This is a genomic window from Sulfitobacter sp. 1A13353, assembly GCF_043557255.1.
In the GTDB taxonomy this organism is placed as follows: Bacteria; Pseudomonadota; Alphaproteobacteria; order Rhodobacterales; family Rhodobacteraceae; genus Sulfitobacter; species Sulfitobacter faviae.
This window is the reverse complement of record NZ_JBIFFS010000003.1, coordinates 206,975-233,341: the sequence shown is the minus strand read 5'-3', so window position 1 is coordinate 233,341 and position 26,367 is coordinate 206,975. Positions and strand designations below refer to the sequence as shown.

Here is a 26,367-nt window from a genome sequence, read left to right as displayed (position 1 = left end):
CTCTCATCTTTCACTCTGACCATTGGGGGTGATCTGTGATCCGCCTTGAAAAGCGTCCGCAGCCCAGCCGGGCCCTCTCGCTGTCGACACCGATCATGGCGGTGCTGGCGACATTCATCTTCGGCGGGCTGCTGTTCGCGGCCTTGGGCAAAGACCCGATCGAGGCGCTGCAAACGATCTTTTGGCAGCCCCTGTTTGGCGATTACGCCTTTTACTACCGCCCGCAACTGCTAATCAAAGGCGCACCCTTGGTGCTGATCGCCATCGGCCTCAGCCTTGGGTTCAAGGCGGGCATCTGGAACATCGGGGCCGAGGGGCAGTATATCATGGGCGCCCTCTTTGGCGCGGGCGTGGGGCTGGCTTTCTACCCGCTTGAGGCCTGGTATATCTTCCCGCTGATGGTCCTCGCCGGGGCGCTCGGCGGATGGCTCTGGGCGATGATCCCGGCCCTTCTCAAGGTGCGGTTTGGCACCAATGAAATCCTCGTCTCGCTGATGCTGGTCTATGTGGCGGAACAGTTCCTTGCCTCCATGTCACTCGGATTGCTGAAAAATCCCGAAGGCTACGGCTTTCCCGGCTCGCGCAACCTGCAACAATACGCCTCGGCCCATAACGCCGAACTCTTCGCAGGCTCTGGCATGCATTGGGGCGTGGTCGCAGCACTGATCGCGGTGATCTTTGCCTATGTCCTGCTCGCACGGCACCGTCTGGGCTTTGCCATCCGCGTCACCGGGGAGGCCCCCCGCGCGGCGCGCTTTTCCGGCGTGAACCCGGCGCGGCTGGTGCTGTTTTGCCTCGGCACCTCTGGCCTGCTCGCCGGTCTTGCGGGCATGTTCGAGGTCGCTGGCCCCTCGGGTCAGGTCACCATCGACTTTAACGTGGGCTATGGCTTTACGGCGATCATCGTGGCCTTCCTTGGCCGGTTGCACCCGATCGGCATTCTGCTCGCCGGGGCGCTGATGGCGCTGACCTATATCGGCGGGGACATCGCGCAGTCCAACCTCGGCCTGCCCGCCGCCGCCATTCAGGTGTTCCAAGGCATGCTCCTGTTCTTCCTGCTCGCGCTGGACGTTTTCACTCATTACCGGCTGCGCTTTGGCGCGGCGGAGGCTGCCTGATGGATCTTTCCGCAATCAACCCGCTTTTGTTCGTCGCAGGTTTCCTCGTGGCCGCGACGCCGCTGATCTTCGCCGCCATCGGAGAACTCGTGGTCGAGAAATCCGGCGTGCTAAACCTCGGCGTCGAAGGCATGATGATCACCGGCGCGATCTGCGGCTTTGCCACGGCGGTCGAGACCGGATCGCCGCTTTTGGGCTTCGCCGCCGCCGCCGCGGGCGGTGCCGTGCTCAGCCTGCTCTTCGCCTTCCTAACCCAAGTGGCACTGGCCAATCAGGTCGCCTCGGGCCTGTCGCTCACGCTCTTCGGCCTCGGCCTCTCGGCCCTGATCGGGCAGAGCTACGTCGGGATCAAGCCGCCGCGGCTGGGTGACATCGACTTCGGCCCGCTGGTCGATATCCCCGTGATCGGGCCAATCCTCTTCACCCATGACATCATCCTCTACCTCGGCATCGCGCTGGTTGCCGGGGTCTGGGCGGTGCTGAAATTCACCCGCGCGGGCCTGATCCTGCGCGCTGTAGGAGAGAGCCACGACGCAGCCCATGCGCTCGGCTACAAGGTCAAGCGCATCCGCACTGCGGCAATCCTCTTTGGCGGCGCCTGCGCGGGCCTGGGCGGGGCTTACATCAGCCTCATTCGCGTGCCGCAATGGACCGAAGGCATGACCGCCGGCATCGGCTGGATCGCCCTTGCCCTTGTCGTCTTCGCCTCTTGGAAGCCATGGCGCGCGCTTTTGGGTGCCTATCTTTTCGGCGGCATCACCCAGTTGCAGTTGAACTTGCAAGGCGCGGGCGTTGCCATTCCGGTAGAGTATCTGGCAATGTCGCCGTATATCATCACCATCATCGTTCTGGTGGTGCTGTCGGCGGACAAAAGCGCCGCGCCGGCCTCGCTGGGCCGTACCTTCCACGCCTCGAACTAGGGGCACCACGTCACGCGGCATCGCCCGCACATCAAGCCCCGGCAAAGGGGCACGCAAACAGGGGAAACCTCATGAAACTAACCACCCTTATGACCAGCGCGGCCCTTGCGCTCGGCCTTGCTTCGGGCGCTGTGGCCCAAGACAAGACCAAGGTCGGCTTTGTCTTTGTCGGCCCCGTGGGCGACGGCGGCTGGACCTATGAGCATAACGAAGGCCGTTTGGCCGTCGAAGAAGAGTTCGGCGACAAGGTCGAAACCGTCTTCGTTGAAAGCGTGGCCGAGGGCCCCGATTCCGAACGTGTGATGACGCAGATGGCGCTCGACGGTGCCGATCTGATCTTCACCACCTCCTTTGGCTACATGGACCCCACCATCAACGTGGCCAAGAAATTCCCCGATGTGAAATTCGAGCACGCCACCGGCTACAAACGCGCCGACAACGTCTCGACCTATTCCGCGCGTTTCTACGAAGGCCGCGCCATTCAGGGCCACATCGCGGGCTCCATGACTGAGAGCAACATCATCGGCTACATCGGCTCCTTCCCGATCCCGGAAGTGATCCGCGGCATCAACTCCGCCTATATCCACGCCAAGAAGGTAAACCCCGACGTTCAGTTCAAAATCGTCTGGGCCTACACGTGGTTTGACCCGGCCAAAGAAGCCGACGCCGCCAAGGTGCTGATCGAACAGGGCGCCGACGTGGTGCTGCAACACACCGATTCCACCGCGCCGCAGGCCGCTGCGCAGGAAGCGGGCAACGTGATCACCTTTGGCCAAGCCTCCGACATGGCGCAATATGCACCCAAGCCGCGCGTGTCCTCGATCATCGACAACTGGGCGCCCTATTACATCGACCGCGTCAAAGCGGTCATGGACGGCACATGGGAAAGCCAAGACACATGGGACGGCATCGGGCCGGGCATGGTCGGCATTGGTGAGATCACCGACGCCGTACCCGCAGATGTGAAAGCCGAAGCGCTGGAACTGAAAGAGAAAATTGCATCGGGCGAGTACCACCCCTTCACCGGTCCGATCAACAAACAGGACGGTTCCGCATGGCTGGCCGAAGGCGAGACCGCAGATGACGGCACGCTGGCGGGCATGAACTTCTATGTCGAAGGCATCGAAGGCACCATTCCTGAGTAAGCCGAACCGGCTGACCGACAACAGGGGCGCACGGTCAACCGCGCGCCCCTTTTTCGTCGCCGCCCCGGTCGGGGCCCCATGCGTGCGGTCCCCAAGCGCGCCGCCGCCTGCCCCTGCGTAAACCCATTGCGCGCGGGCAGCGCACATGCCACCAATCTGGCATGATACAGATGCTCACCAGCCTTGATGGCACCCCCGCCAGCCGCCTCGCCTTCGGCACCATGCAGTTCGGCGGGCGCGCCGATGCGGCAGCCTCCCGCGCGATGTTCGACGCCTGTATCGAGGCCGGGATCACCCATTTCGACACGGCCCATGTCTATACCGACGGGGCGTCAGAGCGGCTGTTGGGCCAGTTCGTCCAAGACCGCCGCGAAAGCCTGATCGTCGCCACCAAAGCCGCCTATACCGGGGGCGCGGGCCGGGCCAATATCCTCGCCTCTGCCGAGACATCCCGCCAGCGGATGCAGCTTGATACGCTCGATGTGCTCTACCTCCACCGCTTCGATCCCGGCACCCCGCTGACCGAAAGCTTCGCCGCGCTGGCCGACCTGCAACAACAGGGCCATATCCGCCAAGTGGGCCTGTCGAACTTCGCCGCATGGCAGGTCGTAAAAGCCGCCCATATCGCCGCCGACTTCGGGCTTGAGATCGCGGTGATCCAACCAATGTACAACCTCGTCAAACGTCAGGCCGAGGTCGAGATCCTGCCGATGGCCCATGACCTCGACATATTGGTCGCCCCCTACTCCCCGCTGGGCGGTGGGCTGTTGACCGGGAAATACGCTGAGGGCGGCACTGGCCGCCTCAGCGAGGATGACCGCTATGCCGCCCGCTACGGGCAAGAGGGGATGCACGGCGCCGCTGCCGGTCTTGCCGCCCTCGCGCGGGATCTCGGCACCCATCCCGCAACACTCGCCGTGGCTTGGGCAGCGGCCCATCCCACGAAGCCGACGCCGATCATCTCGGCCCGCTCCTTGGCCCAACTAGAGCCGTCGCTCGCCGCGCTGACCTACCTGATGACGCCGCAGACCTACGCTGCCATCTCGGCCCTGTCGCCCACACCGCCCCCGGCCACCGACCGGCTGGAAGAGCAGGCATGAGCCGCCTGCCCCCCAACGCCAGCGTCGCCGAAGACGCAGGCGGCGACCGCCTCTTCGCCCCTGCCGCCGCGCGCAATCTCGACGCGCTTTGCGACCTGCTGGCCACCCACGCCCCGCCCCGGGGCCGTGCGCTGGAAATCGCCAGCGGCACCGGCCAACATGTCGTGGGCTTCGCCAAACGCCTGCCGGGCCTTAGATGGCAACCCAGCGACATCGACACCGCCCGCCGCGCCAGCATTAACGCCTATGCAGCCGAGGCCGCTTCGCCCAATATCGCCCCCGCCCTGCCGCTCGACGCGACCGCGCCCGGCTGGGCGGGCGACCACGGCCCCTTCGACCTGATCATGCTGGCCAATTTGCTGCATCTGATCTCGCCCCCCGCCACCCGGTGCCTGATCGATGAGGCCGCCGCAGCCCTCGCCCCCGGCGGCACGCTGATCCTCTACGGCCCGTTCAAGCGCGACGGCCAAACCACCTCCCCCGGCGATACCCGCTTTGACGCCCAACTGCGCGCCGCCGACCCCGCGATTGGCTATAAAGACAATACCGAGATGGCCCGCTGGCTCAGCGATGCAGCCCTCAGCCCGATCGACGAAGTGGACATGCCCGCCAACAATCTCGCCTTCATCGCCAGAAAGCCCAGCCCATGATCCTCCGCCGCGCGCTGATCCTCTCGCTCCTCGCCCTCGCCGCCTGCGGCAACCCCGACAGCCCGCCCTCGGCCGCGCCCGGCGTGCTCTTTCCCGCCGCCTTCGGCGACAGCGACCCGGTGAGTTTCAAAGGCCGCACCCCCGCCGCCTACCCCGTGCACGGCATCGACGTGGCCCGTTTCCAAAACGATATCGACTGGAACACCGCCCGACGCGCCGGGGTGAACTTCGCCTTCATCAAGGCCACCGAAGGCGGCGACCTCAAAGACATCAACTTCGACAGCCACTGGCAAGGCGCGGGCCAAGCCGCCGTGAAACGCGGCGCCTATCATTTCTACTATTTCTGCACCCCTCCCGAGGATCAGGCCCGCTGGTTCATCCGCAACGTGCCCAAGACAGGCGGCATGCTGCCCCCGGTGCTTGATATGGAATGGAACCCCTTCTCCCCCACCTGCGCCCATGTCCGCCCGCCCGCCGCCGACGTCCGCGATCAAATGCGCCGCTGGCTGCGCGTGGTCGAGGCCCATTACGGCCAACGCCCGATCATCTACACCACACCCAAATTCTACCGTGAGAACGACCTTGGCCGCTTCCGGGGATACGACTTCTGGCTGCGCACCACCGCCAAAACCCCAGCCGAAGCCTACCCCGGCCAAACATGGCGCTTCTGGCAATACAGCGCTACGGGCATTGTCCCCGGCATCGGCGGCGACGTGGACCTCAACGCCTTCTCAGGCAGCCGCGCCGACTGGCAAAACTGGGTCGCCACCCGCGCCCTGCGCTAAAGCCAACGGGAGGGCGCCCTTCCCCCTCCTTCATCCTTTCTCAAATACCTCTGCGCCACCCCGCCGCAAAGGCGACGCGATCGGTTACTCCCAAACCAAACGCCTCCAACGAAAACGCCACCCCGCCCGCTTCATCCTTTCCCAAATACCTCTGCACAACGTCCACCCCAGACGCCACGCCAGCCTTCACCCCCGCGCATAATACCGCGCCACAACGAACAGCCCGCCCACCAACAAAAGCGGCAACAAGAATATCCGAAATATATGTACCCCCAGCACCGCCAACAGCGCGCCGATCAACTCATCCGCGCGGCTCCAAAGGTTGCTGGCAAGCTGCCGATACTCCGTCAAACCCGGTTCTTCCTCACCCAAAGCCTCGCTGCCGCCGACATGGGCGGTGATCTCCTCGATCACCTCCATGTTCCGCAGATAGACCCCTTCGGTGAGCGCCCCCGCCAGCGGCTCAGACACAACCAAGGCAAGCGGAAGCGCCAGCCCCAAAAACCCGCCATACCATGCCAACCGCCGGGGCAGCCCCGCATGACCGCGCTTGCTCAAGGTCCAAACTGCCAGTGCGACAGACAACAGCCCCAGCCCAATCGCACTCACCGGACCAAGCGCCACGGCGATCACCCCCGTGGCCACCATGACACCGAAAACCAGCCCCGCGATCCGCTCCACCGTGTCGTCAATCGGCTCCAACACCTTTAAAGGCCGCGCCGAGCCGGAGGCGATGAAGGACAGCCCCACCTCGATCTCCTGCGCGGTGGAGAGAAAGGCATTCAACGTGCGCAGCGTGACATAAGAGGCCGCCGCCGTGGTCGCCACATCCGCGGCATAGCCCTGCGCCGCGCCGACCACGGGATTGTCGCGCAGCAGCGCCGCCGTCAGCGCCAATACGCAAAAGAGTGCCAGCAGCCCGCGCCGGATCAACCGTCCGCCCGGATGCGCTGGTTCTTAGGATCATAGGGGCTGTCTTCGACCACCTCGGCCTCCCACAGTTGATCAAGCATCTTTACCTTCAGCCTCGTGCCTACCACCGCATCCTCGGGTTTGACATAGCCCATGCCGATGCTCTTGCCGAAGGCCACGGAATAGCCCCCCGAGGTCAGCCGCCCGGTCCGGCTCTCGCCATTGTAAAGCACCTCGCGGCCCCAAGGGTCGGCATCCTCTGGCCCGTCGATCAGCACGGTCACGCATTTCGCGCGGATGCCGTGATCGACCATCGCCTGCTTCCCGTGAAACTCTTTGTTCAGGTCCACGAAGCGCGGCAAATCCGCTTCCAAAGGCGTCGCATCCCGGCCCAACTCATGCCCAAAGGCGCGATAGCTCTTCTCCTGCCTCAGCCAGTTCTGCGCCCGCGCGCCGACCAGCTTCATCCCATGCGGCGTGCCTGCCTTCTCCAACTGGTCGAACAGATGGTTCTGCATCTCGATCGGGTGATGCAACTCCCAGCCAAGCTCCCCGGTATAGGCCACCCGGATCGCGCGCACCGGCACCATGCCCAACTCGATGTCGCGCATGGTGAGCCACGGAAACCGCTTGTTGCTGAGCACCGTCTCCGGCTCCGCATCCCGCACCAAAGCGCCCAGCACATCACGCGACTTCGGCCCGGCAATCGCGAAAACACCCCACTGCGTGGTCACGTCATGACATTCCACGTAGCCGACCTCAGGCATCTTATCGGCAATCGCCTTGCGCAGATAATCGCTGTCATAGGCCGTCCATGCCCCCGCCGAGACGAGGTAATATTCGTCCTGCGCCAAACGCACGATGGTATATTCCGTCCGCGTCGTCCCCGCCCCGGTCAAGGCATAGGTCAGGTTGATCCGCCCCACCGAAGGCAGCTTGTTGCAGGTGAACCAATTCAGAAACGCCGTCGCCCCCGGCCCGCGGACCAGATGTTTGGTAAAGGCCGTAGCATCGATCAGCCCGACCCCCTCACGGATCGCCCGCGCCTCATCGACCGCATATTGCCACCAGCCCCCGCGCCGGAACGAGCGGCTGTCGTGATCGCTAAACCCCTCGGGCGCAAAATAATTCGGCCGCTCCCAGCCATTCACCTGCCCGAACTGCGCCCCCCGCGCCGCCTGCCGGTCATAGGCGGGCGAGGTGCGCAGCGGACGGCACGCGGGCCGCTCCTCGTCAGGATGGTGCAGGATATAAACGTGGTCGTAGGCTTCCTCATTCTTGCGCGCGGCATATTCCGTGGTCATCCAATCGCCGTAGCGTTTGGGATCAAGGCTCGCCATATCGATCTCGGACTCGCCCTCCACCATCATCTGCGCCAGATAATAGCCGGTGCCGCCCGCCGCCGTGATCCCAAAGGAAAACCCTTCCGCCAGCCACATATTCCGCAGCCCCGGCGCTGGCCCCACCAAGGGGTTGCCATCGGGCGTATAGCAAATCGGCCCGTTGAAATCATCCTTCAGCCCGCAATCCTCGGCCGAGGGGATGCGGTGGTTCATCGCCATATATTGCTCTTCGATCCGCTCAAGATCGAGCTGAAACAGATCGGCCCGGAAACTGTCTGGCACCCCATATTCAAACCGCGCCGGCGCGCCCTTCTCATAAACCCCAAGGATCCAGCCACCACGCTCTTCGCGCACATAGCTCTGCGCATCGGCATCGCGGATCACCGGATGTTCCCCATGCCCCGCCGCCCGGTAATCGACCAAGGCCGGATCGCGGTCCATGACGATGAACTGATGTTCCACGGGAACCGCTGGCATCTTGATGCCCAGCATCCGCGCCGTGCGCTGCGCATGGTTGCCGCTCGCAGTCACCACATGTTCCGCCGTAATGACGATCTGCTCGTCCGACGGCACAAGGTTGCCGCCCTTCTCGACCATCTTGGTGCAGGTCACTTCCCAATGCGTTCCATTCCAATGGAACCCATCCGCCTGCCACTTGCGCTCGATCGCCACACCACGCTGCCGCGCGCCCTTGGCCATCGCCATGGTCACATCGGCGGGGTTAATATAGCCATCAGTCTGATGATAAAGCGCCCCCTTCAAATCCGATGTCTCGATCAGCGGCCACTTCGCCTTGATCTCATCGGGGGTAAGCCATTGATAGGGCACACCACAGGTCTCGGCGGTGGAAGCATAGAGCATATACTCATCCATCCGCGCATCCGTCTGGGCCATACGCAGATTGCCCACCACGGCAAAGCCCGCGTTCAACCCCGTCTCCGCCTCCAGCCTCTTATAAAACTCGACCGAATACTGATGAATATGAGTCGTCGCATAAGACATGTTGAACAAAGGCAAAAGCCCCGCCGCATGCCAAGTCGAGCCAGAGGTCAACTCGTCCCGCTCCAAGAGCATCACATCATCCCAACCGGCCTTCGCCAGATGATAGGCAATCGACGTGCCAACCGCGCCGCCCCCGACAACCAATGCTTTGACTTGCGTTTTCATCTGCCAATCCCCCTGCGCTAGGCCCACTCCCGTTGTACGCAGCAGCACCACGCCCCGCAGGCAGCAGCCGACCCAACATCGCCAAAAACCGACCTCACCCGCTCCCCCAAAGCGCCACCTCAGCCCCAGCGGGCCCCCTCACCTTCATCCTTTCTCAAATACCCTGCACCACCTCTCCTGCCGCACTACATCAAGGCAGACCACACCGCCCCTCCACCTTCATCCTTTCCCAAATACCCTGCACGACCCCTCCCGCCGCACAACATCAGGGAAAAACACCCAACTCACCCCGGCAAAATCTTCCCCGGGTTCATAATATTCTGCGGATCCAGCGCCGCCTTTAGGGTCGCCATCACATCCACCGCAGCCCCCAATTCCTTGCGCAGATAGGGCCGCTTGCCCTGCCCGATCCCATGTTCGCCGGTGCAGGTCCCGTCCATCGAAATCGCCAGTTCCGCCAACCAGCTGACGAAAGCCTCGCCGCGTGCGACTTCCTCGGGGTCGTCCATGTCGATCAACAAGGACGCATGGAAATTCCCGTCCCCTGCATGGCCCACGATGGGGGCGATCAACTGCAACTCTTCCGCCCGCGCTTGGGCCGCCACCACGGCATCGGCGAGGCGCGAGATCGGCACGCAGACATCCGTGGCCACCGCCTTGCAGCCCGGTCTCAGCGCCAGCACCGCCCAATAGCCGTCATGGCGGGCCTGCCATAGCTTGCTGCGCTCTTCGGGGGTCGTCGTCGCGGCATAGCCGCTGCCGCCGAACTCTTCCGAGAGCATGCCAAAGGTCTCGGCCTGTTCCACCACGCCCGCTTCGGAGCCGTGGAATTCCAGCAGCAAAAGCGGCGTTTCGGGCAGGGTCAGCTTGGAATAGGCGTTCACAGCCTTCACCACATCGGCGTCCAAAAGCTCGATCCGCGCCACCGGCAGGCCGTATTGGATGACCGCCATCACGGTCTCGCAGGCGGCCTGTACCGTCGGGAAGGAACAGCGGGCCGAGGACATCGCCTCGGGGATGCCTTGCAGGCGCAGGGTGATCTCGGTGATGATCCCCAGCGTCCCTTCCGAGCCCACGAAAAGCCGCGTCAAATCATAGCCCGCGGAAGATTTCCGCGCCCGCCCGCCGGTGCGGATCACCCGGCCATCGGCCAGAACCACCTCAAGGCTCAGGACGTTGTCCTTCATCGTGCCATAGCGCACCGCATTGGTACCGCTGGCCCGCGTCGCGGTCATCCCCCCGAGCGACGCATTGGCGCCGGGGTCGATCGGAAAGAACAGCCCCTGATCGCGCAGATGGGTGTTGAGCGCCTCGCGGGTCACGCCGGGCTGCACCCGGCAGTCCAGATCGCCGGCATTGACCTCAAGCACGCGGTCCATCTGCATGACATCTATGCAAACCCCGCCCGCCGGGGCGTTCACATGCCCCTCAAGCGAAGTGCCCGTGCCGAAGGGGATCACCGGCAGCCGATGGGCGGCGCAGATACGCACCGCCTGCGCCACCTCTTCGGTCGAGCGCGCCATGACCACCGCATCAGGCGCCTGCGTGTCGATCCATGTGGTGGTGTGGCCGTGCTGTTCGCGAATGGCTTGGCCGGTCAGCAGATTGTCCCCGAAGGCTTGTTGCAACTCGTCCAGCGCGGCGGTGATCCCCACCTCATTTCGCGGCAAATCTGCGATTTTCGTCACGTTTTATCTCCCAATAGCATCCTCACGCCGCAAAATCCTGCGGCGGCATCTTTGTAAATTAATCATCCGAAAGGCCCACGTTGCCGCAGCCGTCCGTGGGTCAAAGCATGGAGGGCACGACCTGATCCGGCGGGCGGTGGCCATCATCGAAGGTCTTGATATTGATCAGGACTTTCTCGCCCATCTCAATCCGCCCTTCCAATGTGGCGGAGCCCATATGCGGCAGCAGCACGACGTTCTTTAGCTCGCGCAGGCGCGGATTGATCTCACGACCATGTTCATAGACGTCCAGCCCCGCGCCCTTGATATCGCCAGATCGCAGCATCCGCGTCAGCGCGTTCTCGTCGATCACCTCCCCGCGCGAGGTGTTCACGATCACCGCGTCGGGCTTCATCAGGCCCAAGCGGCGGGCGTTCATCAGATGGAAGGTGCTGGGGGTATGGGGGCAGTTGATGCTGATCACGTCCATCCGGCTGACCATCTGATCAAGGCTCTCCCAATAGGTGGCCTCTAGCTCGCCCTCGATCTCTTCGCGCAGGCGTTTGCGGTTGTGGTAATGCACCTGCATGCCAAAGGCCCGCGCCCGGCGCGCCACGGCCTGACCGATCCGGCCCATGCCCAAAATGCCCAGCCGGCGCCCGCCAACGCGGCCCCCCAAGAGTGCCGTAGGCGCCCAGCCGTCCCAATTGCCCGATTGCATCACCGCCATGCCCTCGGGCATGCGGCGGGTCACGGCGAGGATCAGCGCCATGGTCATATCGGCGGTATCGTCGGTCAGCACGCCGGGGGTGTTCGACACCAGCACGCCGCGCTGGCGCGCGGTGGCCACATCAATGTGATCGACCCCGGCCCCGTAGTTGGCGATCAGCTTCAACCGCTCGCCCGCCTGCGTGATCAGCGGCGCGTCGATCTCATCTGTGATCGTGGGCACCAGCACATCGGCCTGACGCATCGCCGCGCCCAATTCCTCGCGGGTCATGGGCCTGTCATCTTCGCGCAGGGTCACGTCAAACAGCTCTGACAGCCGTGTTTCCACGGCCTCTGGCAACCGTCGCGTCACTACAACACTCAACCGCTTCTTTGACATGCCTGCTCTCCCGGTCTTGGCGTCGCCTCGTTTCGCGGGCATGGTGTCTCATGCAGCGACGAGGCACAAGAACTCGCGCCCGAAAAAGAGCAACAATAACCCGCAGATTTGCACAGCACCGACCCACAGCAGTGAACCGCATAGCAGGCAATTCAATGATAACCGCTTTCTTTCGCAGCGCCCTGATGGTGGGCGCGCTGCTTCTGGCACAGCCGACCTCCGGCGTCGCAGAAGAGGCGCGCGGTCAGGTCACGAACCTGCCCCTGCCCCGTTTCGTTTCGATGAAAGCCTCCGAAGGCAACGTGCGCCGCGGCCCGTCCCTGTCACACCGGATCGACTGGGTCTACAAACGCCGCGACCTGCCGCTGAGGATCACCGCCGAACATGGCCATTGGCGCCGGGTCGAAGACCGCGACGGTATGGGCGGCTGGGTCCACTACTCGCTTTTGTCCGGCACCCGCACGGTGCTGGTCGAACAGGACATGCTGCAACTGCGCATCAATCCCGACCCCAAAGCCGCCGTGGTGGCACGGTTGGAACTCGGCGTGGTGGCCCGTCTGGGCGAATGCACGCTGGAATGGTGCGAGCTGCGCTCGGGCGGCTTTACAGGCTGGGCGCCCAAGGTGCGGCTCTGGGGTGTTGGCCCCAAGGAGCTGCGCGAGTAACGCCCGCCCTCGCCACCGCAATTGCATGATCCCGGCGCATGCGCCACTCTGCCCGCGAAATTCAAGCCGGAGAGAGCGCCATGCAAGCCATCACCTATGACCAATTCGGAGCCGCCGCCGACGTGCTGCGTCTGTCGGAGGTCGACAGCCCCGCCCCGCAAGCCGGAGAGGTCTGCGTCGCGCTCAGCCATTCGGGCGTGAACCCGTCGGACGTGAAGGCCCGCGCGGGCACCCGCCCCGGCGTGACCAAACCGCCCTTCCCGCAGGTCATCCCCCATAGCGACGGCGCGGGAGAGATCGTCGCCGTGGGCGCGGGCGTCGATGCGAGCCGCGTGGGCCAGAAGGTCTGGATCTGGAACGGCCAGTGGCAACGCGGCTTTGGCACGGCCGCGCAGCAGATCACCCTGCCCGCCCATCAAGCCGTGCCCCTGCCCGATGGCGTCTCGTCCGAGGTCGGTGCGCAGCTTGGCATTCCGGGGCTGACCGCCTGCCACGCCGTCTTTGGCGGCGGCGGGGTGGCCGGGGAAACGGTGCTGATCCAAGGCGGCGCAGGCACGGTGGGCTATCTTGCAGTGCAACTGGCGAAATGGGGCGGGGCCAAGGTGATCGCCACCTGTAGCCCCCGCGACAACGATCTGCTGCGCGACGCAGGTGCCGATGCCGTATTCAACTACGCCGACCCCGATCTCGCCGCCGCCGTGCTTGATGCCAATGGCGGCAAGCCGGTCGACACCATCGTCGAGACGGAGTTCGGCCTGAACATCACCACCGACACCGAGGTCATCGCCCCCAATGGCCGCATCGCCGCCTATGGCTCGGCGGCGGAAATGTCGCCGGTGCTGCCCTTCTATCCGCTGCTGTTCAAAGCGGTCACCATCGACATCATCCTGATCTACCTGCTGCCCGCAGGCCCGCGCGAACAGGCAATCAACCGGTTGCACCACGCGCTGGAGGACGGCGCCCTCCGCTGCCCCGTCGACACGGTCCTGCCGCTTTCTGAGGCCGCCCGCGCCCATGAGTTGGTCGAGGCCGGACAGCGCAGCGGGGCGGTGCTGCTCGATTGTCAGGGGTAACGCGCTAATTGGCCAAGCTGCCGCCCCCGTCGCCTGGGGGCGGTGGCCCATCCCGCTGACGGAGTTCCCCCATGCGCCTCACCGCCGCCCTGCCCCGCCTGTTCCTGTGTCTGCTGCTGACCTTTGCGCTGCCGCTCGCCCCAGCCTTCGCGCAGACCAGCGACCAGCCCGAAGGAACCATCGCCGTCGAGGGCGACGCCACGGAGGACGCCGCCATCGCCAAGCGCATCCGCGCCATCCTGCGCGAGCTTGAGGGGTTCGAGAAGGTCCGCGTCTCTGTCGCCTCCGGCATCGTCACGCTGACCGGCACCACGCTCGACACCGCCAGCGCCGCGCGGCTGAACGATTTGGCGGGCCGTGTCGAAGGGGTGGTGGCGATCCGCAACGAGGTGCGCGAAAGCACCGATGTGGCCGAGCGCCTCAACCCCGCCGTGGCGCGTTTTCGCGACCGGATGGCGCAAGCCGTGGCCTTCCTCCCGCTGGCCTTAGTGGCGCTTGGCGTCTTTGGCCTGATCATCGTCGCCGGGCTGGCGCTGGCGCGGCTGCGCAACCCGTGGGATCGGCTCGCCCCCAACGCGTTCATCGCTGACATTTACCGCCAAATCATCCGGCTGGCCTTTGTCATCGCAGCCCTGGTGGTGGCGCTGGATATCCTCGGCGCCACGGCGCTGCTGTCGGGCATCCTTGGCGCGGCGGGGATTGTCGGCCTCGCCATCGGTTTCGCGGTGCGCGACACGGTCGAGAATTTCATCGCCTCCATCATGCTGTCGATCCGCCAGCCCTTTCGCCCCAACGACACGGTCGAGATCGACGGCGACACCGGCAAGGTGATCCGCCTGACGAGCCGCGCCACGATCCTGCTGACCTTTGACGGCAACCACCTGCGCATCCCCAATGCCACCGTTTTTAAAAGCCGGATTATCAACTATTCACGCAACGCCGAGCGGCGGTTCACCTTTACCCTCTCGGTCGCCAGCGACGCCGATCTGGCCCGCGCCCGTGATTTGGCGCTGGAGGTGCTGAACGGTTTGCCCTTCGTTCTGTCCAGCCCCGAAGCCGCCGCTTGGGTGGACGAGGTCGCCGATCACTGGATCAACATGCAATTCGCCGGTTGGATCAATCAAGAAAGCACCGATCTGGTCGCCGCCCGCAGCGAAGCGATTCGCCTAACCCTCTCAGCTTTCGATGCGGCGGGCCTCACCGCAGGGCCACCGGCCTATCAATTGCTCTCTCAAAGCGAATCGCCCTCCGACGGACCCGTCGATTCGCCGCAAACGGCAGCCGCGCCCACGAATCCCGCCGCTGTTCAGCCCGTCGAGCCCCAAACCGAGCGGGAATTGACCCGCATCGTCGCGCAGGAACGTGCCGAATTGCCCAGCAAAGACCTGCTCTCTGTTGATGCAGCCGAAGAATAGGCTAATTTCTTTAAAACGGGTCTTGCACCCGGGGCCAGAGAACTTTAGTTAGCGCCCTGTGTTGGGATGTAGCCAAGTGGTAAGGCAACTGTTTTTGGTACAGTGTACCGTAGGTTCGAATCCTACCATCCCAGCCAACACTTCCGAAAATATTTAGTTTTTCAGAGGCTTGGTCTTATCAGCTTCGTAGGGCTGAAGAGCAGGTTACACTGGCGTTTGGTCGCACAGACCGCGCGGGTAGTCCGTCACACCGTCCGGAGCGATGGCCGACTCGAAAGGCGGTCGTCATGGTCACTATCCCCTATCTCTGCACTAGACGCGGGCGCTTCTACGTCCGCCGGCGGATCCCGAAGTTTTCCACATATCATTTGCCCGTGATGGTCTCCTTGCGGACGACGGATCACTCGGCAGCGACTAGGTTATGCGTGCAACTGACCGCACACATGGACCGAATGCTCGACAACGACCTTCATATCGACTTGCCCACGGCAGAAGTCTCAGCCTTCTTTAAGGCTGAGCTCACCCGTTGGGTGGCATCGGCGCATCGCGTGCGGATGGTCGAGCGTATGGATGGCAGCCTGACGGCTAGATACGCCCACCGGGCCCACAATCGTCTGCCTTGTGGCGATCCTCTTTGCGCTGTCGGCGCTTGCGAGGCGTCGCTGAGCGACACCTCGCCTTAGAGCTGGGATACGCTCCCGGCCCTGATTATTCCGCCGATGTCGTCAAGCAGCCTCAGGGGCGCGGCGCCAGCCGGGGAAGGGGTCTGGCAGATCTTCCCACTGGTGGGGCACGAAGGTGCTCTCGTCGCCGACGAGGGCGGCATTGAGGGCGGCCGTAATCGCCGTCTTGTCCATGCCTGCGCCGATGAACACCAACTCCTGCCGGCGGTCGCCGTAGGGTTCCTGCCAGTGCTGCGCGAGATAGGCGCGGGCCTGCGGGTGATCGGGCCAGCGTTCGCGCGGCACCGTCGCCCACCAGTTGCCCATTGGCTTGACATTGCTAAGCGCGCCAGCGAGCGAGAACTCCGCCAGCCAGTCCGGACGTGTTGCAATCCAGAAATGGCCCTTCGCGCGGATGACGCCCGGTAGATCGCCAGTGAGGACATCATGGATCTTTTGCGGGTGGAACGGACGCCGCGCCCGGTAGACGAAAGAGGACACGCCGTATTCCTCGGTCTCCGGCACGTGATCGGCAAAGCCGTAAAGCTCCTTCGCCCACATCGGGTGCAGATGCGCCTTGTCAAAGTCGAACAGGCCGGTGCTCATGATACGGTCGGCCGGAACCTTGCTCTGGTCGGTTTCGATAATCTGCGCATCGGGATTTAGCGAGGTGATGATCTTGCGCGCGGCGTCGAGCTTCTCAGGCCCGGCGTCGGAGACCTTGTTGAGCACCACGACATCGGCAAATTCGATCTGGTCGACCAGCAGATCGACCAACGTGCGGTCGTCCGCATCGCCCAGGCTCTCGCCGCGGTCCCGCAGGAAGTCATGGCTGGAATAATCGTTCAGCAGGTTCACCGTATCGACCACGGTGACCATCGTGTCGAGGCGCGCGGCGTCTGATAGGCTCTCGCCGTTTTCGTCGCGGAAATCGAAGGTCGCGGCCACGGGCAGCGGCTCGGATATGCCGGTGCTTTCGATCAGCAGGTAGTCGAAGCGCCCCTCTTCGGCGAGGCGACGCACTTCGACCAGCAGGTCGTCGCGCAGGGTGCAGCAGATGCAGCCGTTGGTCATCTCGACAAGCTTTTCCTCGGTCTGGCTCAGGTCGGCGCCGCCGTCGCGCACGAGATCGGCGTCGATGTTCACCTCCGACATGTCGTTGACGATCACGGCGACGCGGCGCCCCTCGCGATTGTTGAGAACGTCGTTAAGAAGCGTGGTCTTCCCGGCGCCGAGAAAGCCCGACAGGACGGTGACAGGCAGGCGCTTATCGCTGGCTGGCATGGGGGGTCTCCATTAGCAAGTGGCATGTTATATCATAACATTAAGTGCGCGAAGGACTGACTGCAACCCGGTTTGCGGCGTCCGCTGACGATGAGGAATGACGGTGGCGTGAAGTCACTGCAGAGCAACTTCACAGACGGTCGCCGCGATCAGTGGATATAGATCGTGTCGTCATCCTGCTCGGGGTCGGTGACCGGGTCCAGCACTAGCAGCAGACGCGTCTCCCCGGTCCCCGCGATCGGAGGCGAGCGGTGCAGCAGGCCCACCGGCGGGCTTTCCGGCCAGCGCGTTCCGCGCAGGAAGATCGGAGAGCCTGTCGGCACAGTGAGGATCTCGGCGGGCTCCTTGCCCCTTTCGGAGATGCCGTATTGCGTGCCGGTCCCGCGATAGGTGCAGACCAGCCGCGCGGTTACCGCGTCGATGTGGAACTTGCTGCAGGCATTGGTGTCGACAACGTCGAGACGGAGTTGAACATGGTCGCAGCGCATCAGGTCGCCGAAGATCAGCGCCAGCGCCGCGGCGTCTTCGATCAGCATGTTGCGCTCGGCGCCCTTCGGCATCTTGTGAAAATCCGCGATCTCGATCAGCGCGTCGCAGACCGCCTCGGCCCGCAGAATGACGCGCGCGCGGGGCAGCTGGCTGGGCGGCAGGGCGTCGATCCAGGCCTGGAAACCCGGCAGCGGCGCGCGCTCCCAGACTGTCGCGGCGGTGCCGGGCTCACGGATAGAGGACAGGCCCGCGGGGCTGGTGCAGCGTTGCAGTGGCGCGGTGGTGTCGACGATCATGAGCCTGCCTCCGACGGCTGATAGGGCAAAGAGGAATGGTGCAGGACGATGCGCAGGGTGCCGGCCGCGTCTTTCTTGTAGCCGAAGCTCTTGTCGACCGTGGTGACGGAGCCGTCCTTGTTGGTCAGCGAGACCCAGCCCATCCACATCGCGATATCGCCTTGGATGAAGCTGGCCGAGGTGATGCTTTCGGAGGCGACCCAGCCCATGATGGCAAAGCCGTTGTCCAGCGGGTATTCCTCGGAATGGCCGCAGAAATAGGCAAGGGCCCCGGCCTTGGTCGGGCGGAAGGTCTGCGCGCCGCTGGCCATGGTTGGTTTGAACAGAACCGGGCCGAGGTCAAAACCGTAGTAGCTGTCGATATTGGCCGAGGCGACCTTGCGCGCGGCTTCGATCCCGCCCTCTTCGAACGCCTTGGAGATGGCGATCTTGCCTTCGCCCCAGGTTTTCAGTGCCTGATCGATTTCGTCTTGGGTGATTTGCATGGGGTGTCCTTCTGTCCTGTCTGTCAGTCTGCGTCGTCTTTCCCGAGCCCAGAAACCCCGGCAACAAGGTGACGGGAACGCGTGTATCCTCGGCCGTCATGGGGTCTCCTTTCCGTGGGATATCTGCTTTTTGTTCCGATTTGTAATGATATAACATACCTTTCCGCAAGAGAACTGAAAGGACCAAGATGCGCGCATTGAACTTTGACCCCCGCCGCTCCGTGGATCAGGTCGAGGAAAGCACCGATCTTGCACCCAAGTTCGGGCCGGATGGCTTGATGCCCTGCATCACCACCGATGCCGCCACGGGGGAGGTCCTGATGCTGGGCTGGATGAACGCCGAGGCTTTCCGCTTGACCATAGAGACCGGAGAGGCGCATTACTTCAGCCGGGCGCGGCAGGTCTTGTGGCACAAGGGCGCGACCTCCAGTCTGGTTCAGAAGTTGGTCGAAGCGCGGATCGACGACGATCAGGATGCGCTGTGGCTGCGTGTCGCCGTCACTGGCTCAGGCGCATCCTGCCATGTCGGCTACCGCTCCTGCTTTTACCGCGGCGTCCCGCATGGGGTAGATGCCGGCGCGCCGCTGGTCTTTGTCGAGGATGACAAGACATTCGACCCCATGGCCGTCTACGGCGACGTGCCGAACCCAACCCAACTCTGATCCGGTCCTAGGAGGGGGACGGCGAAGCTGCGCCCGCGAATGGACGCCGCCGAAGCTCTTTAGATGCCGACCCCTGCGCCGCGGTCGATCGGCTGAGAGGATAGACTTTCAGCGCTGACCGCATTTTCGTGTCGAAACGGGACATGCGGTAGGACTTTAAATACAATAGGTCGCAGCTGGACATTCGCCGAGCCAGTCCTGCCGAAATGCCGAGGGATCCCGCCCTTACCGAAACCGGAGCATATCCGGCGTGAGGCTTGAGGAAATGTATCGTCAGCGCTCCATGCTCAAACGTTCAGTTCTACCCGAAGACATCGCGGAAGCGGCTTATTTCTTCGCTTCGGAACAATCGGCAAAATCGTAAACGTCGACGCTGGCAACGTGCAGGCCTTTACCCGCTGAGCGAGGGCAAAGACATCACCCCACGGTCCAATCTGCGCGCCCGCTTTGAAAAGAGGGCCGGGCGCGCGGTTTTCATCGGAGAAAATCATGATCAATACCACCATCATCGAGGCCCAGAACGCGACGCGCTACACAGACCTGAAAAATGACTACGACGCTTTGGGCGAGAAATTGTCCCGCGGTGGAATCGATATTGACGCCCTCAAAGACCGCGCAAAAGGCTTTTCGGTAGCTGTGCCGAGTTGGGGTACGGGGACCGGTGGCACGCGCTTTGCTCGGTTCCCCGGTGAGGGCGAGCCACGCGACATTTTCGACAAGCTCGACGATTGTGATGTGATCCATATCCAAACGCCCTACATTAGGCATAGCCGACACGTAGAAATTACATTCACGCGAGCACATCGGAGCATCGGTCAAGACGGGCCGAAACCGAACCTTTGCCTTGTCACGGAAGCTCCGAAAGCCGCAGGGGCGGGCCGACAAATTCCTTTCTCACCCCAGATAAATCTGCCCCGCCGGATATTTCACCTTTGGAACGCTGCGCGTGGCGAGGAAGAACCCGATTGCCAAGGGCCCGACCCGCCCGACGAACATAATCATCATGATGATGAAGCGTCCGATACCATCTAGTTCCGCCGTGATACCACGCGACAGGCCGACCGTTCCGAAAGCGGATGTAACCTCAAAGGCAATATCGGTGAACTGGCCGTCGTGGTTGATCGTCATTACGAATACCCCCGTCAGCACCAGCAACATTGAGATCGTGGTTAGAGCCAAGACCTTCATCACTTCATCCAGCCCCAAGGACCGCCCGAAGGCATGTAGCGTCGTCTGACGCCGAAAGAACGCGATCGTGGCAAGCAGCAGGACAAAGAGCGTGGTCACCTTGATCCCGCCCGCCGTCGAAGTGCTGCCACCCCCCACCAGCATCAGCGTCATCGTCAGCAGGGACGTGCTGTCGTGCATCCCGCTGGTGTTGATCGTGTTGAAACCGGCGGTCCTTGGCGTGGTGCCCTGAAACCAACTCGCCCAAAATTTTTCAACGACGTTCAAGGAGCCGAGCGTTTCAGGGTTGCCCCATTCCAGCAGCCCAAACATGACACTGCCCCAAGTGATCAGCAGCGTCGTGCCAACCAGCATCAGCTTGGAATGTAGGGTCAGTTTGCGCCAATCCCGCGCGCGGTACACATCGCCCACGACGATAAACCCGAGCCCGCCAAGGATGAAAAGCGCGGGGATCACCAGATTGATGATCGGGTTCCCCACCCATTTCGACAGGCTGTCGGGATGCAGGGCAAACCCGGCATTATTAAAGGCTGAAATCGAGTGAAAGATCGCCTCCCACAGCCCGGCCCAGCCGAACTCAGGCACAAAGACCAGGGCCAAGAGCGCTGCCCCCACCGCCTCGCAAGCAACCGCGATAATCAGGATCATACGGGCAATATAAGACAGGTTCGACAGTGATGTTTGGTTCAGATCCTCGCGCAGGATCAACCGCTGCGGCATGCCAATAGGGATGCCAAGCGCGCCCAGTAACAGCACTGCAAACGTCATCAGGCCGAGGCCACCAAGCTGAATCAGACCCGCGATGACCGCTTGCCCAAATCCCGTAAAGGCCGCCCCGGTATCGGCAAGCACCAGCCCAGTGACCGTCACCGCAGAGGTCGAGGTGAAAAGCGCCTCGCCCAAACCTATATCACCGTGATGCGAAATCGGCAGCCACAGCAGAATGCCCCCCAGAACGATAAAGGCCAAATAGTAGAGCGACAAAAGCGCGGGCGGCGGCATTCGCAGGGTCTTTTTCCGCCGTAGAAGGGACCGAAAAGACAGGTTCATTATCAGAGGCTGGCCGCAAAGCTGTGCAGGTCTTTGCGCTGACCCAACAACAAGAGCAGATCATCGCGCTGCAACTGGCATTCGTCTCCATCCTGCCCGATGAACTCGCTCCCCCGCATGACACCGATGCAGCGCAGATTATAGGTTTTCCCATGCGGCAACTCGGTTAGCCGCTTGCCCTCTAAGCTCTCGGGGATGCGAAAGTTAACCACATGGTAACCGTTGCCGAGGCTGACATAGTCCCGCAAAAGCGGATTGTGCAGGATCTGCGCGATATGCTGGCCGATTTCGACCTCGGGATGCACGATTCTGTCCACGCCGAGCTTCTTCAGGATCCTGTGGTGGGTTCTGGTGGTTGCCTTGGCCCAGACGACCTGAACGCCCACAAGTTTGAGATTCATCGCCGATAGGATGCTGGCCTCTAAGTCCGACCCCATGGCCACCACGGCTGTATCACAGTCAGCAAACCCGGCATCACGCAACGCTGCATCGTCACGGGCATCCACAATCATGGCTTGAGACAGCGTATCTGCGAGGTTAGCGACACGCGCTTCAGATATATCGATGCCAATGACGTGGTTGCCGAAACGTTGCAATTCCTTCGCAACAGAGCTTCCGAAATTGCCTAAACCAACGACACCGAAGGTGCGCTTCTTGATTTTTGTCACGTTGCTGTCCATCCGAACTGACCGTCCCGGAACATTGCCGCAACGCAGAATGATGTCAATCGAAGGGGCGTTTCGAGATTTCGCATTTACGCGCGCGGTGAAGGCGCTTCAGCTTTACCGACCGATCACGGTAAGGTTTCCTCAGACCGGTCTGTCGCGGGCGTTGGTTTGGGGCTAAACCGCGCAATCTCGTCGTAGATGCCTTCTGACAGGTCAAAAGTCATCGCATCGAGCGACGGTTGCAGCTGTTCCACATTCCGGCCTGAAATGAGTGTTGAGGTTACCGCCGAATTCCAAGCCACCCAAGCCACGGCGAGCGTTGTTGGCGCAATCCCCATACGCTGCGAAAGCGCTGCCAAATCACGGGCGGTCTCATGCATCCATGGCTGCCCATAGCGGTTGGCATAGACCTTGTCCTCCTGCAAACGCCCCTCGGCGCCGCTGGTGTATTTCCCAGTAAGCAAGCCGCCCCCCAAGGGCGAGAAAGGACAGACAGAAATATCTTGGTCCGCACAGGCCGGGAGAATCTCTACCTCTACCTGCCGCTTCACAAGGTTATACATCGGCTGGCAGGCATCAATCTGGGTGTCGATAACCTTACACACCGCTTGCGCCTTCATGATCTGCCAAGCCGCAAAATTTGACACGCCGATGTAGCGGATCGCGCCTTGCGACTGCATCTCGGCCAGGGTGCCAAATGTCTCTTCAAAAGGCGTCTCTGCGTCGAAGCGGTGCAAGTAGTAGATGTCTACCGCGTCAATCCCCAACCGTTTGCGGCTTTCGTCTAAGGCGGCGCGCAGGTTGTCCGCAGTGGCGGGCCGGTCATTCGGTGCTTTGGTCCCGATGATCAGATCATCCCCCCTCGCCCCTAAGAACTGCCCCAACATATGCTCAGACGCGCCACCGTTGTAGCTATAAGCCGTATCAAAGTGATTGATCCCCGCCGCGACGCAGGCCTCGAACATCTTTTGCGCGCTGCGGGCATCCGCCGTGCGACCAAATTGCATGGCGCCAAATCCCAAGCGTGAGATAGGGGTTCCATTCTTGGTTTGAATGCGGCTCATCAGCATACTTTCATTGGCAGGAGGCTAGGCTACCTTAGTCAAACCGGCGGCAGGTTCGGCCCACGATCCAGCCGCACAATGTGATCCGCCTTGTCACGTGGGAAGGACGACATAACCAATGGGTCATGTCCGGGAACGATCAGCTCGGGCTGACTGGCGAGTCGCTCAATCGTTGTGAACCCTTCCAGCATGTCCTGCATATCGACCACGATAGGAAAGGGCTTGCGGCTTTGGAAGTTCTCATAAAAATGCGCTGCATCAGAGGCGAGTACGAGCCAGCCCGCCGATGTGAACACCCGTACCGCTTGCAGCCCCCGGCTATGCCCTCCGATGCGGTGGACCGTTACTCCCTCCGCGACCTCGGCATCACCGTCATGGAAAATCACCTTGCCGGAATAGAGCCGCTTCACCGTCTCGCAAATATGACCTGCCGAAAAGGGCATCCGTAGCGTGTCATGACACATACACGGCCCCGTGGCGTAGGCCATCTCAGCCGCTTGAATATGCAATTTCGCGTTGGGGAAAAGATGCAGCCCGCCAGCGTGGTCGTAATGAAGATGGGTGACGATAACGGTCTCGACCGCTTCAGGAGCGATGCCCAAGGGGGCCAAGGCGCTGCGCGGATCAAGCCGGATCGGTCGGCCACGCGCGTCAGCTTCAGCCGCGTCATAGCCCGTATCTACAAGGATCACCCGCTCTCCTTGGCGTAAGACCCAGATGAAATAGTCCATCGGGTGAGCCACATCGTGGCGGTCATCAAAAACGAAACTATCGCCTCTTACACGCGCGTTGCGATCTGCGTATTTGACCGCGTTGACCTCCCATTCGCTCATGATGCTACCGTGCTCCAGCTTGTGATATCTTTACCTGCCACCATATCAGCCGTGGCCGCAGTAAACGCTTTGAAATGGGCACTGTCGCAATGTGCGTCAAAAGCTGCGCTGTCTATATAGAGTTCATAGAGAAACACCTGCCCAGGCTTATCGGCATCTGTAAGCACATCAAAACGATGGCAACCTGCTTCCAGGGTTTTGGATGCCGCAGCGTTTTCGAGCATCAGGGGCATGAATGCCTCCATCTGATCGGTTTTGATGCGAAAGGTGACGCAGATAGCAAACATTATCTTTTCCTCATTTTTGCGAATGCCCGGCGGACCACGGGCATCTGCCCGGCAATCAGCGCCACGTTCAGCGCCAGCAGAACCGCCGCGGTTGGGCGCGTGAAAAAGCCGGACAGGTCGCCATCGCTCAAGAGCAAAGAGCGGCGGAAGGTTTCATCGAATAGTCCGCCCAGGATGACGCCGATGACCAGCGGCGCAATCGGATATCGCATCAGGTTCATAAAGTAGGCCAGCGCACCTACCCCGAGCATGAGATAGAGATCATTGATCCCGCCTCCCACGCTGAAACTACCAATGGTGGTCAAGATAAGTACGACAGGCAGAAAGACGGTCTGCGGCAGGCGCAGGATCTGGATGAATACGCGTGCGGTGAACAGGCCCATGATGAACATGGTAAGCGACGCCAGCACCATGATCGCGCAGACCCGGAGGATGATCGAAGGGTCAATCGTCGGACCAGGAATGATATTGTTGAGCTTGAACGCACCCATCAGTGCCGCTGCAGGAGGCGAACCGGGAATACCCAAGACCAGCAAGGGGATCAGCGCCCCCCCGATGCAGGCGTTGTTCGCCGTCTCAGACGACAGCAGCCCTTCGATTGATCCTTTACCAAAGTTCTTGCCATCATGACTGGCCGACTTGCCAACGCCGTAGCTGACCCAACCGGCCACATCCTCGCCCACGCCCGGCAAAGCGCCCACCCCGGTACCAATTACGCCGGAACGTGCAATCGTGGGCATATGCCGTCGCACGGCTGCAAGGTTGGGCAAGATACGCCCCTTTAGCGCGATGACTTTGCCCGGATCAACTTGGCGGAGGCCCTCGATGATTTGAGGGATTGCAAAGGCCCCCATAAGCACCGGTACGACCTGAAAGCCTGACATCAGATAAGACCAGCCGAAGGTGTAGCGCGGCTCGCTCAACAGCGGGTCGAGCCCAACCATCGCCATTGCCAACCCCGCAAGCCCCGCGATCCAGCCCTTAACGACAAGGTCTTCGGACATGAGCGTTCCGGACAGTAAGATCCCGAAGAGCGCAAGCAAGGCCTTTTCAGGACTGGCGATGGATTGAGAGATCAGCAAGAGCGCCCAAACGAAGACCAATAGAGCAGCCGTCCCGATGAGCGTGCCGACGAAACTACCCGTGGTGGTCAGACCCAGGGCCTCGGCCCCGCGCCCCTGTTTAGCAAGTGGATGGCCATCCATCGCCGTGGCCGCGCTGGCTGCCGTGCCGGGAATATTAAGCAGGATCGAAGGGTAAGACCCACCGTAGATTGCGCCGACATAGGCGCCCAACAGGGCAATCAGCGCATAATCGAGCGGAATCTTATTCCCGAAAAAGCCCGTGAGGATCGTAACTGCCAAGGTCGCCGTCAGTCCCGGTAATGCGCCAAAGACAATGCCCAAGAAAACCGAGATGACAATATAGGGATAGGTAATTGGATCCGTGACAAGGGCAGAGAAAGCCCCTCCGAACCCTTGCAGTTGCGACAGGAAAAATTCCATCAGTCTCTCCAAAGCGGCCGAAGGGTGACGTAGTAGTGATACTCAATCTGTGAAAACAGCAGCCCGCCCCGGTTCGGCACATTTTGCCGAAAGCCAAAAGCCATTGCGGTCACGAGTATCAAAGGTGTCAGCAACGCAATCCAAGGGGTAGACCGTGCAATGCGGCTGCGATCATGCACTAACATCCAGACGCTCAGCAGCATCCATGCCGCCAACACGACCCAATCGTCATCATGAGGTTTGTTCCACTCCGCCTGCGGGAAATGCATAGAAAGCGCGTATATCCCGGGCAATGTCACTGCACCTGCCGCCTGCAACATTCGCCCGAGGCGCCCTGCGTGGAACCCGTAGATCAGCGCAGTAATCACCAGACCACTGGCAAGAATGAAATCGACACGCGGTACGAGAGCAAAAATAAACATGCCCATGATAACCGCAATTGAACCGATGCGGATAGCCTCTTGCCGGTTCCAGCCAAGACCCACGGAGGAGAATGCTCGCTTAGCCCCCCCTGCTTTGATTGCTATGCGCAGCAGGACCAAACCGAGCAAAAGCATGGCCAGCCAGATTCCAAAGGGAACGATCGCGGCAGAGTTGTACCACTCTGCACCACTCACCCCGGCGCGGTTCTCTCCTAGAAAAGGTATGAAGCTAGTGCGCCAAAGGAAGAAAACCGCACAACCGATCAGCGCCAGAGCGCCCCAAAAGTCGCGGGCGCGGAGCATCTCTAAATCTTTGTCGAGCTCCGCCTGCAGTTTTTCGATATCCATTTCGCTCCCCCAATCGGCAAAGCGGGGCGCAGATGCGCGCCCCGTTTACTTTTGTT

25 protein-coding genes, 1 tRNA gene and 1 pseudogene are annotated in these 26,367 nt (G+C 62.0%); 12 read left to right on the top strand and 15 right to left on the bottom strand.

Annotated elements, in window-relative coordinates:
- Positions 1-35 precede the first annotated feature (35 nt).
- From ACGYLO_RS08450 to ACGYLO_RS08425, 6 genes are all read left to right on the top strand, one after another.
- Positions 36-1,118, top strand: a complete 1,083-nt coding sequence (locus ACGYLO_RS08450; RefSeq protein ID WP_209217190.1) for an ABC transporter permease — start codon at positions 36-38, stop codon at positions 1,116-1,118.
- Complete coding sequence (locus tag ACGYLO_RS08445) at positions 1,118-2,038, top strand: ABC transporter permease (protein WP_271689092.1); 921 nt, start codon at positions 1,118-1,120, stop codon at positions 2,036-2,038. The genes ACGYLO_RS08450 and ACGYLO_RS08445 overlap by 1 nt, the downstream gene beginning before the upstream one ends.
- Before the next feature lie 71 nt (positions 2,039-2,109).
- Entirely contained in the window at positions 2,110-3,183 is a 1,074-nt protein-coding gene (locus ACGYLO_RS08440; RefSeq protein ID WP_271689091.1) for a BMP family ABC transporter substrate-binding protein, read from the top strand.
- Between the two features lie 161 nt (positions 3,184-3,344).
- Entirely contained in the window at positions 3,345-4,283 is a 939-nt protein-coding gene (locus tag ACGYLO_RS08435) for an aldo/keto reductase (protein WP_271689090.1), read from the top strand.
- Positions 4,280-4,933, top strand: a complete 654-nt coding sequence (locus ACGYLO_RS08430) for a DUF938 domain-containing protein (protein WP_271689089.1) — start codon at positions 4,280-4,282, stop codon at positions 4,931-4,933. Before ACGYLO_RS08435 ends, ACGYLO_RS08430 begins: the two co-directional genes overlap by 4 nt.
- A complete protein-coding gene (locus tag ACGYLO_RS08425) occupies positions 4,930-5,718 on the top strand; it encodes a GH25 family lysozyme (RefSeq protein WP_271689088.1) in 789 nt (262 codons plus the stop codon). Before ACGYLO_RS08430 ends, ACGYLO_RS08425 begins: the two co-directional genes overlap by 4 nt.
- A 186-nt stretch (positions 5,719-5,904) precedes the next feature.
- Here the strand turns inward: ACGYLO_RS08425 and ACGYLO_RS08420 are convergent, their stop codons facing one another.
- The 4 genes from ACGYLO_RS08420 to ACGYLO_RS08405 form a co-directional block, all read right to left on the bottom strand.
- A complete protein-coding gene (locus tag ACGYLO_RS08420) occupies positions 5,905-6,651 on the bottom strand; it encodes a hypothetical protein (protein WP_271689087.1) in 747 nt (248 codons plus the stop codon).
- Entirely contained in the window at positions 6,648-9,140 is a 2,493-nt protein-coding gene (locus ACGYLO_RS08415; RefSeq protein WP_271689086.1) for an FAD-dependent oxidoreductase, read from the bottom strand. The genes ACGYLO_RS08420 and ACGYLO_RS08415 overlap by 4 nt, the downstream gene beginning before the upstream one ends.
- Positions 9,141-9,424: 284 nt before the next feature.
- Positions 9,425-10,828, bottom strand: a complete 1,404-nt coding sequence (locus tag ACGYLO_RS08410) for an FAD-binding oxidoreductase (protein ID WP_271689085.1) — start codon at positions 10,826-10,828, stop codon at positions 9,425-9,427.
- 100 nt (positions 10,829-10,928) lie between these two features.
- Complete coding sequence (locus ACGYLO_RS08405) at positions 10,929-11,915, bottom strand: D-glycerate dehydrogenase (protein WP_067262987.1); 987 nt, start codon at positions 11,913-11,915, stop codon at positions 10,929-10,931.
- Positions 11,916-12,100: 185 nt separating this feature from the next.
- Between ACGYLO_RS08405 and ACGYLO_RS08400 the strand changes: the two genes are divergently transcribed.
- From ACGYLO_RS08400 to ACGYLO_RS08380, 5 genes are all read left to right on the top strand, one after another.
- Positions 12,101-12,580, top strand: coding sequence for an SH3 domain-containing protein (locus ACGYLO_RS08400; protein WP_271689927.1), 480 nt, complete (start codon positions 12,101-12,103; stop codon positions 12,578-12,580).
- Positions 12,581-12,660: 80 nt separating this feature from the next.
- Positions 12,661-13,653, top strand: a complete 993-nt coding sequence (locus ACGYLO_RS08395) for an NADPH:quinone reductase (RefSeq protein WP_271689926.1) — start codon at positions 12,661-12,663, stop codon at positions 13,651-13,653.
- 71 nt (positions 13,654-13,724) lie between these two features.
- Entirely contained in the window at positions 13,725-15,068 is a 1,344-nt protein-coding gene (locus ACGYLO_RS08390) for a mechanosensitive ion channel family protein (protein ID WP_271689084.1), read from the top strand.
- A gap of 62 nt (positions 15,069-15,130) precedes the next feature.
- Positions 15,131-15,205 (top strand) — tRNA-Gln (locus ACGYLO_RS08385).
- A gap of 306 nt (positions 15,206-15,511) precedes the next feature.
- Positions 15,512-15,751, top strand: a complete 240-nt coding sequence (locus ACGYLO_RS08380) for a hypothetical protein (RefSeq protein WP_394376376.1) — start codon at positions 15,512-15,514, stop codon at positions 15,749-15,751.
- A 42-nt stretch (positions 15,752-15,793) separates the two neighbouring features.
- Here the strand turns inward: ACGYLO_RS08380 and zigA are convergent, their stop codons facing one another.
- The 3 genes from zigA to ACGYLO_RS08365 all read right to left on the bottom strand — a co-directional run bounded on the left by zigA (position 15,794) and on the right by ACGYLO_RS08365 (position 18,284).
- The gene (zigA, locus tag ACGYLO_RS08375; RefSeq protein ID WP_276154633.1) at positions 15,794-17,014 is read right to left on the bottom strand and encodes a zinc metallochaperone GTPase ZigA; all 1,221 of its coding nucleotides are present in this window, start codon (positions 17,012-17,014) and stop codon (positions 15,794-15,796) included.
- A 149-nt stretch (positions 17,015-17,163) separates the two neighbouring features.
- Positions 17,164-17,799, bottom strand: a complete 636-nt coding sequence (locus tag ACGYLO_RS08370) for a DUF1826 domain-containing protein (protein ID WP_271689081.1) — start codon at positions 17,797-17,799, stop codon at positions 17,164-17,166.
- The gene (locus tag ACGYLO_RS08365; protein ID WP_168613398.1) at positions 17,796-18,284 is read right to left on the bottom strand and encodes a phosphoribosyl-AMP cyclohydrolase; all 489 of its coding nucleotides are present in this window, start codon (positions 18,282-18,284) and stop codon (positions 17,796-17,798) included. Before ACGYLO_RS08365 ends, ACGYLO_RS08370 begins: the two co-directional genes overlap by 4 nt.
- 188 nt (positions 18,285-18,472) lie before the next feature.
- Between ACGYLO_RS08365 and hisI the strand changes: the two genes are divergently transcribed.
- Positions 18,473-18,946 carry a phosphoribosyl-AMP cyclohydrolase gene (gene hisI, locus ACGYLO_RS08360; RefSeq protein WP_271689080.1) on the top strand — a complete coding sequence of 158 codons (474 nt, stop codon included), beginning with the start codon at positions 18,473-18,475 and terminating at the stop codon, positions 18,944-18,946.
- Between the two features lie 474 nt (positions 18,947-19,420).
- Here the strand turns inward: hisI and ACGYLO_RS08355 are convergent, their stop codons facing one another.
- The 8 genes and pseudogenes from ACGYLO_RS08355 to ACGYLO_RS08320 form a co-directional block, all read right to left on the bottom strand.
- Positions 19,421-19,690 (bottom strand): hypothetical protein, encoded by a 270-nt coding sequence (locus ACGYLO_RS08355; RefSeq protein WP_271689079.1) that lies wholly within the window; start codon positions 19,688-19,690, stop codon positions 19,421-19,423.
- A 150-nt stretch (positions 19,691-19,840) separates the two neighbouring features.
- Positions 19,841-21,136: a TrkH family potassium uptake protein gene (locus ACGYLO_RS08350; protein ID WP_271689078.1), complete on the bottom strand. Its 1,296-nt coding sequence runs from the start codon at positions 21,134-21,136 to the stop codon at positions 19,841-19,843.
- Positions 21,137-21,186: 50 nt separating this feature from the next.
- Positions 21,187-21,915, bottom strand: a pseudogene (locus ACGYLO_RS08345) (potassium channel family protein); the annotation flags it as partial.
- A 62-nt stretch (positions 21,916-21,977) separates the two neighbouring features.
- Positions 21,978-22,916: an aldo/keto reductase gene (locus ACGYLO_RS08340; RefSeq protein WP_276154632.1), complete on the bottom strand. Its 939-nt coding sequence runs from the start codon at positions 22,914-22,916 to the stop codon at positions 21,978-21,980.
- Positions 22,917-22,954: 38 nt separating this feature from the next.
- A complete protein-coding gene (locus ACGYLO_RS08335) occupies positions 22,955-23,749 on the bottom strand; it encodes an N-acyl homoserine lactonase family protein (protein ID WP_276154631.1) in 795 nt (264 codons plus the stop codon).
- On the bottom strand, positions 23,746-24,036 hold the full coding sequence (locus ACGYLO_RS08330) for a putative quinol monooxygenase (protein ID WP_271689075.1): 291 nt from the start codon (positions 24,034-24,036) through the stop codon (positions 23,746-23,748). Before ACGYLO_RS08330 ends, ACGYLO_RS08335 begins: the two co-directional genes overlap by 4 nt.
- Complete coding sequence (locus ACGYLO_RS08325) at positions 24,036-25,541, bottom strand: tripartite tricarboxylate transporter permease (protein ID WP_271689074.1); 1,506 nt, start codon at positions 25,539-25,541, stop codon at positions 24,036-24,038. Before ACGYLO_RS08325 ends, ACGYLO_RS08330 begins: the two co-directional genes overlap by 1 nt.
- Complete coding sequence (locus ACGYLO_RS08320) at positions 25,541-26,311, bottom strand: hypothetical protein (protein ID WP_271689073.1); 771 nt, start codon at positions 26,309-26,311, stop codon at positions 25,541-25,543. Before ACGYLO_RS08320 ends, ACGYLO_RS08325 begins: the two co-directional genes overlap by 1 nt.
- Positions 26,312-26,367 lie beyond the last annotated feature (56 nt).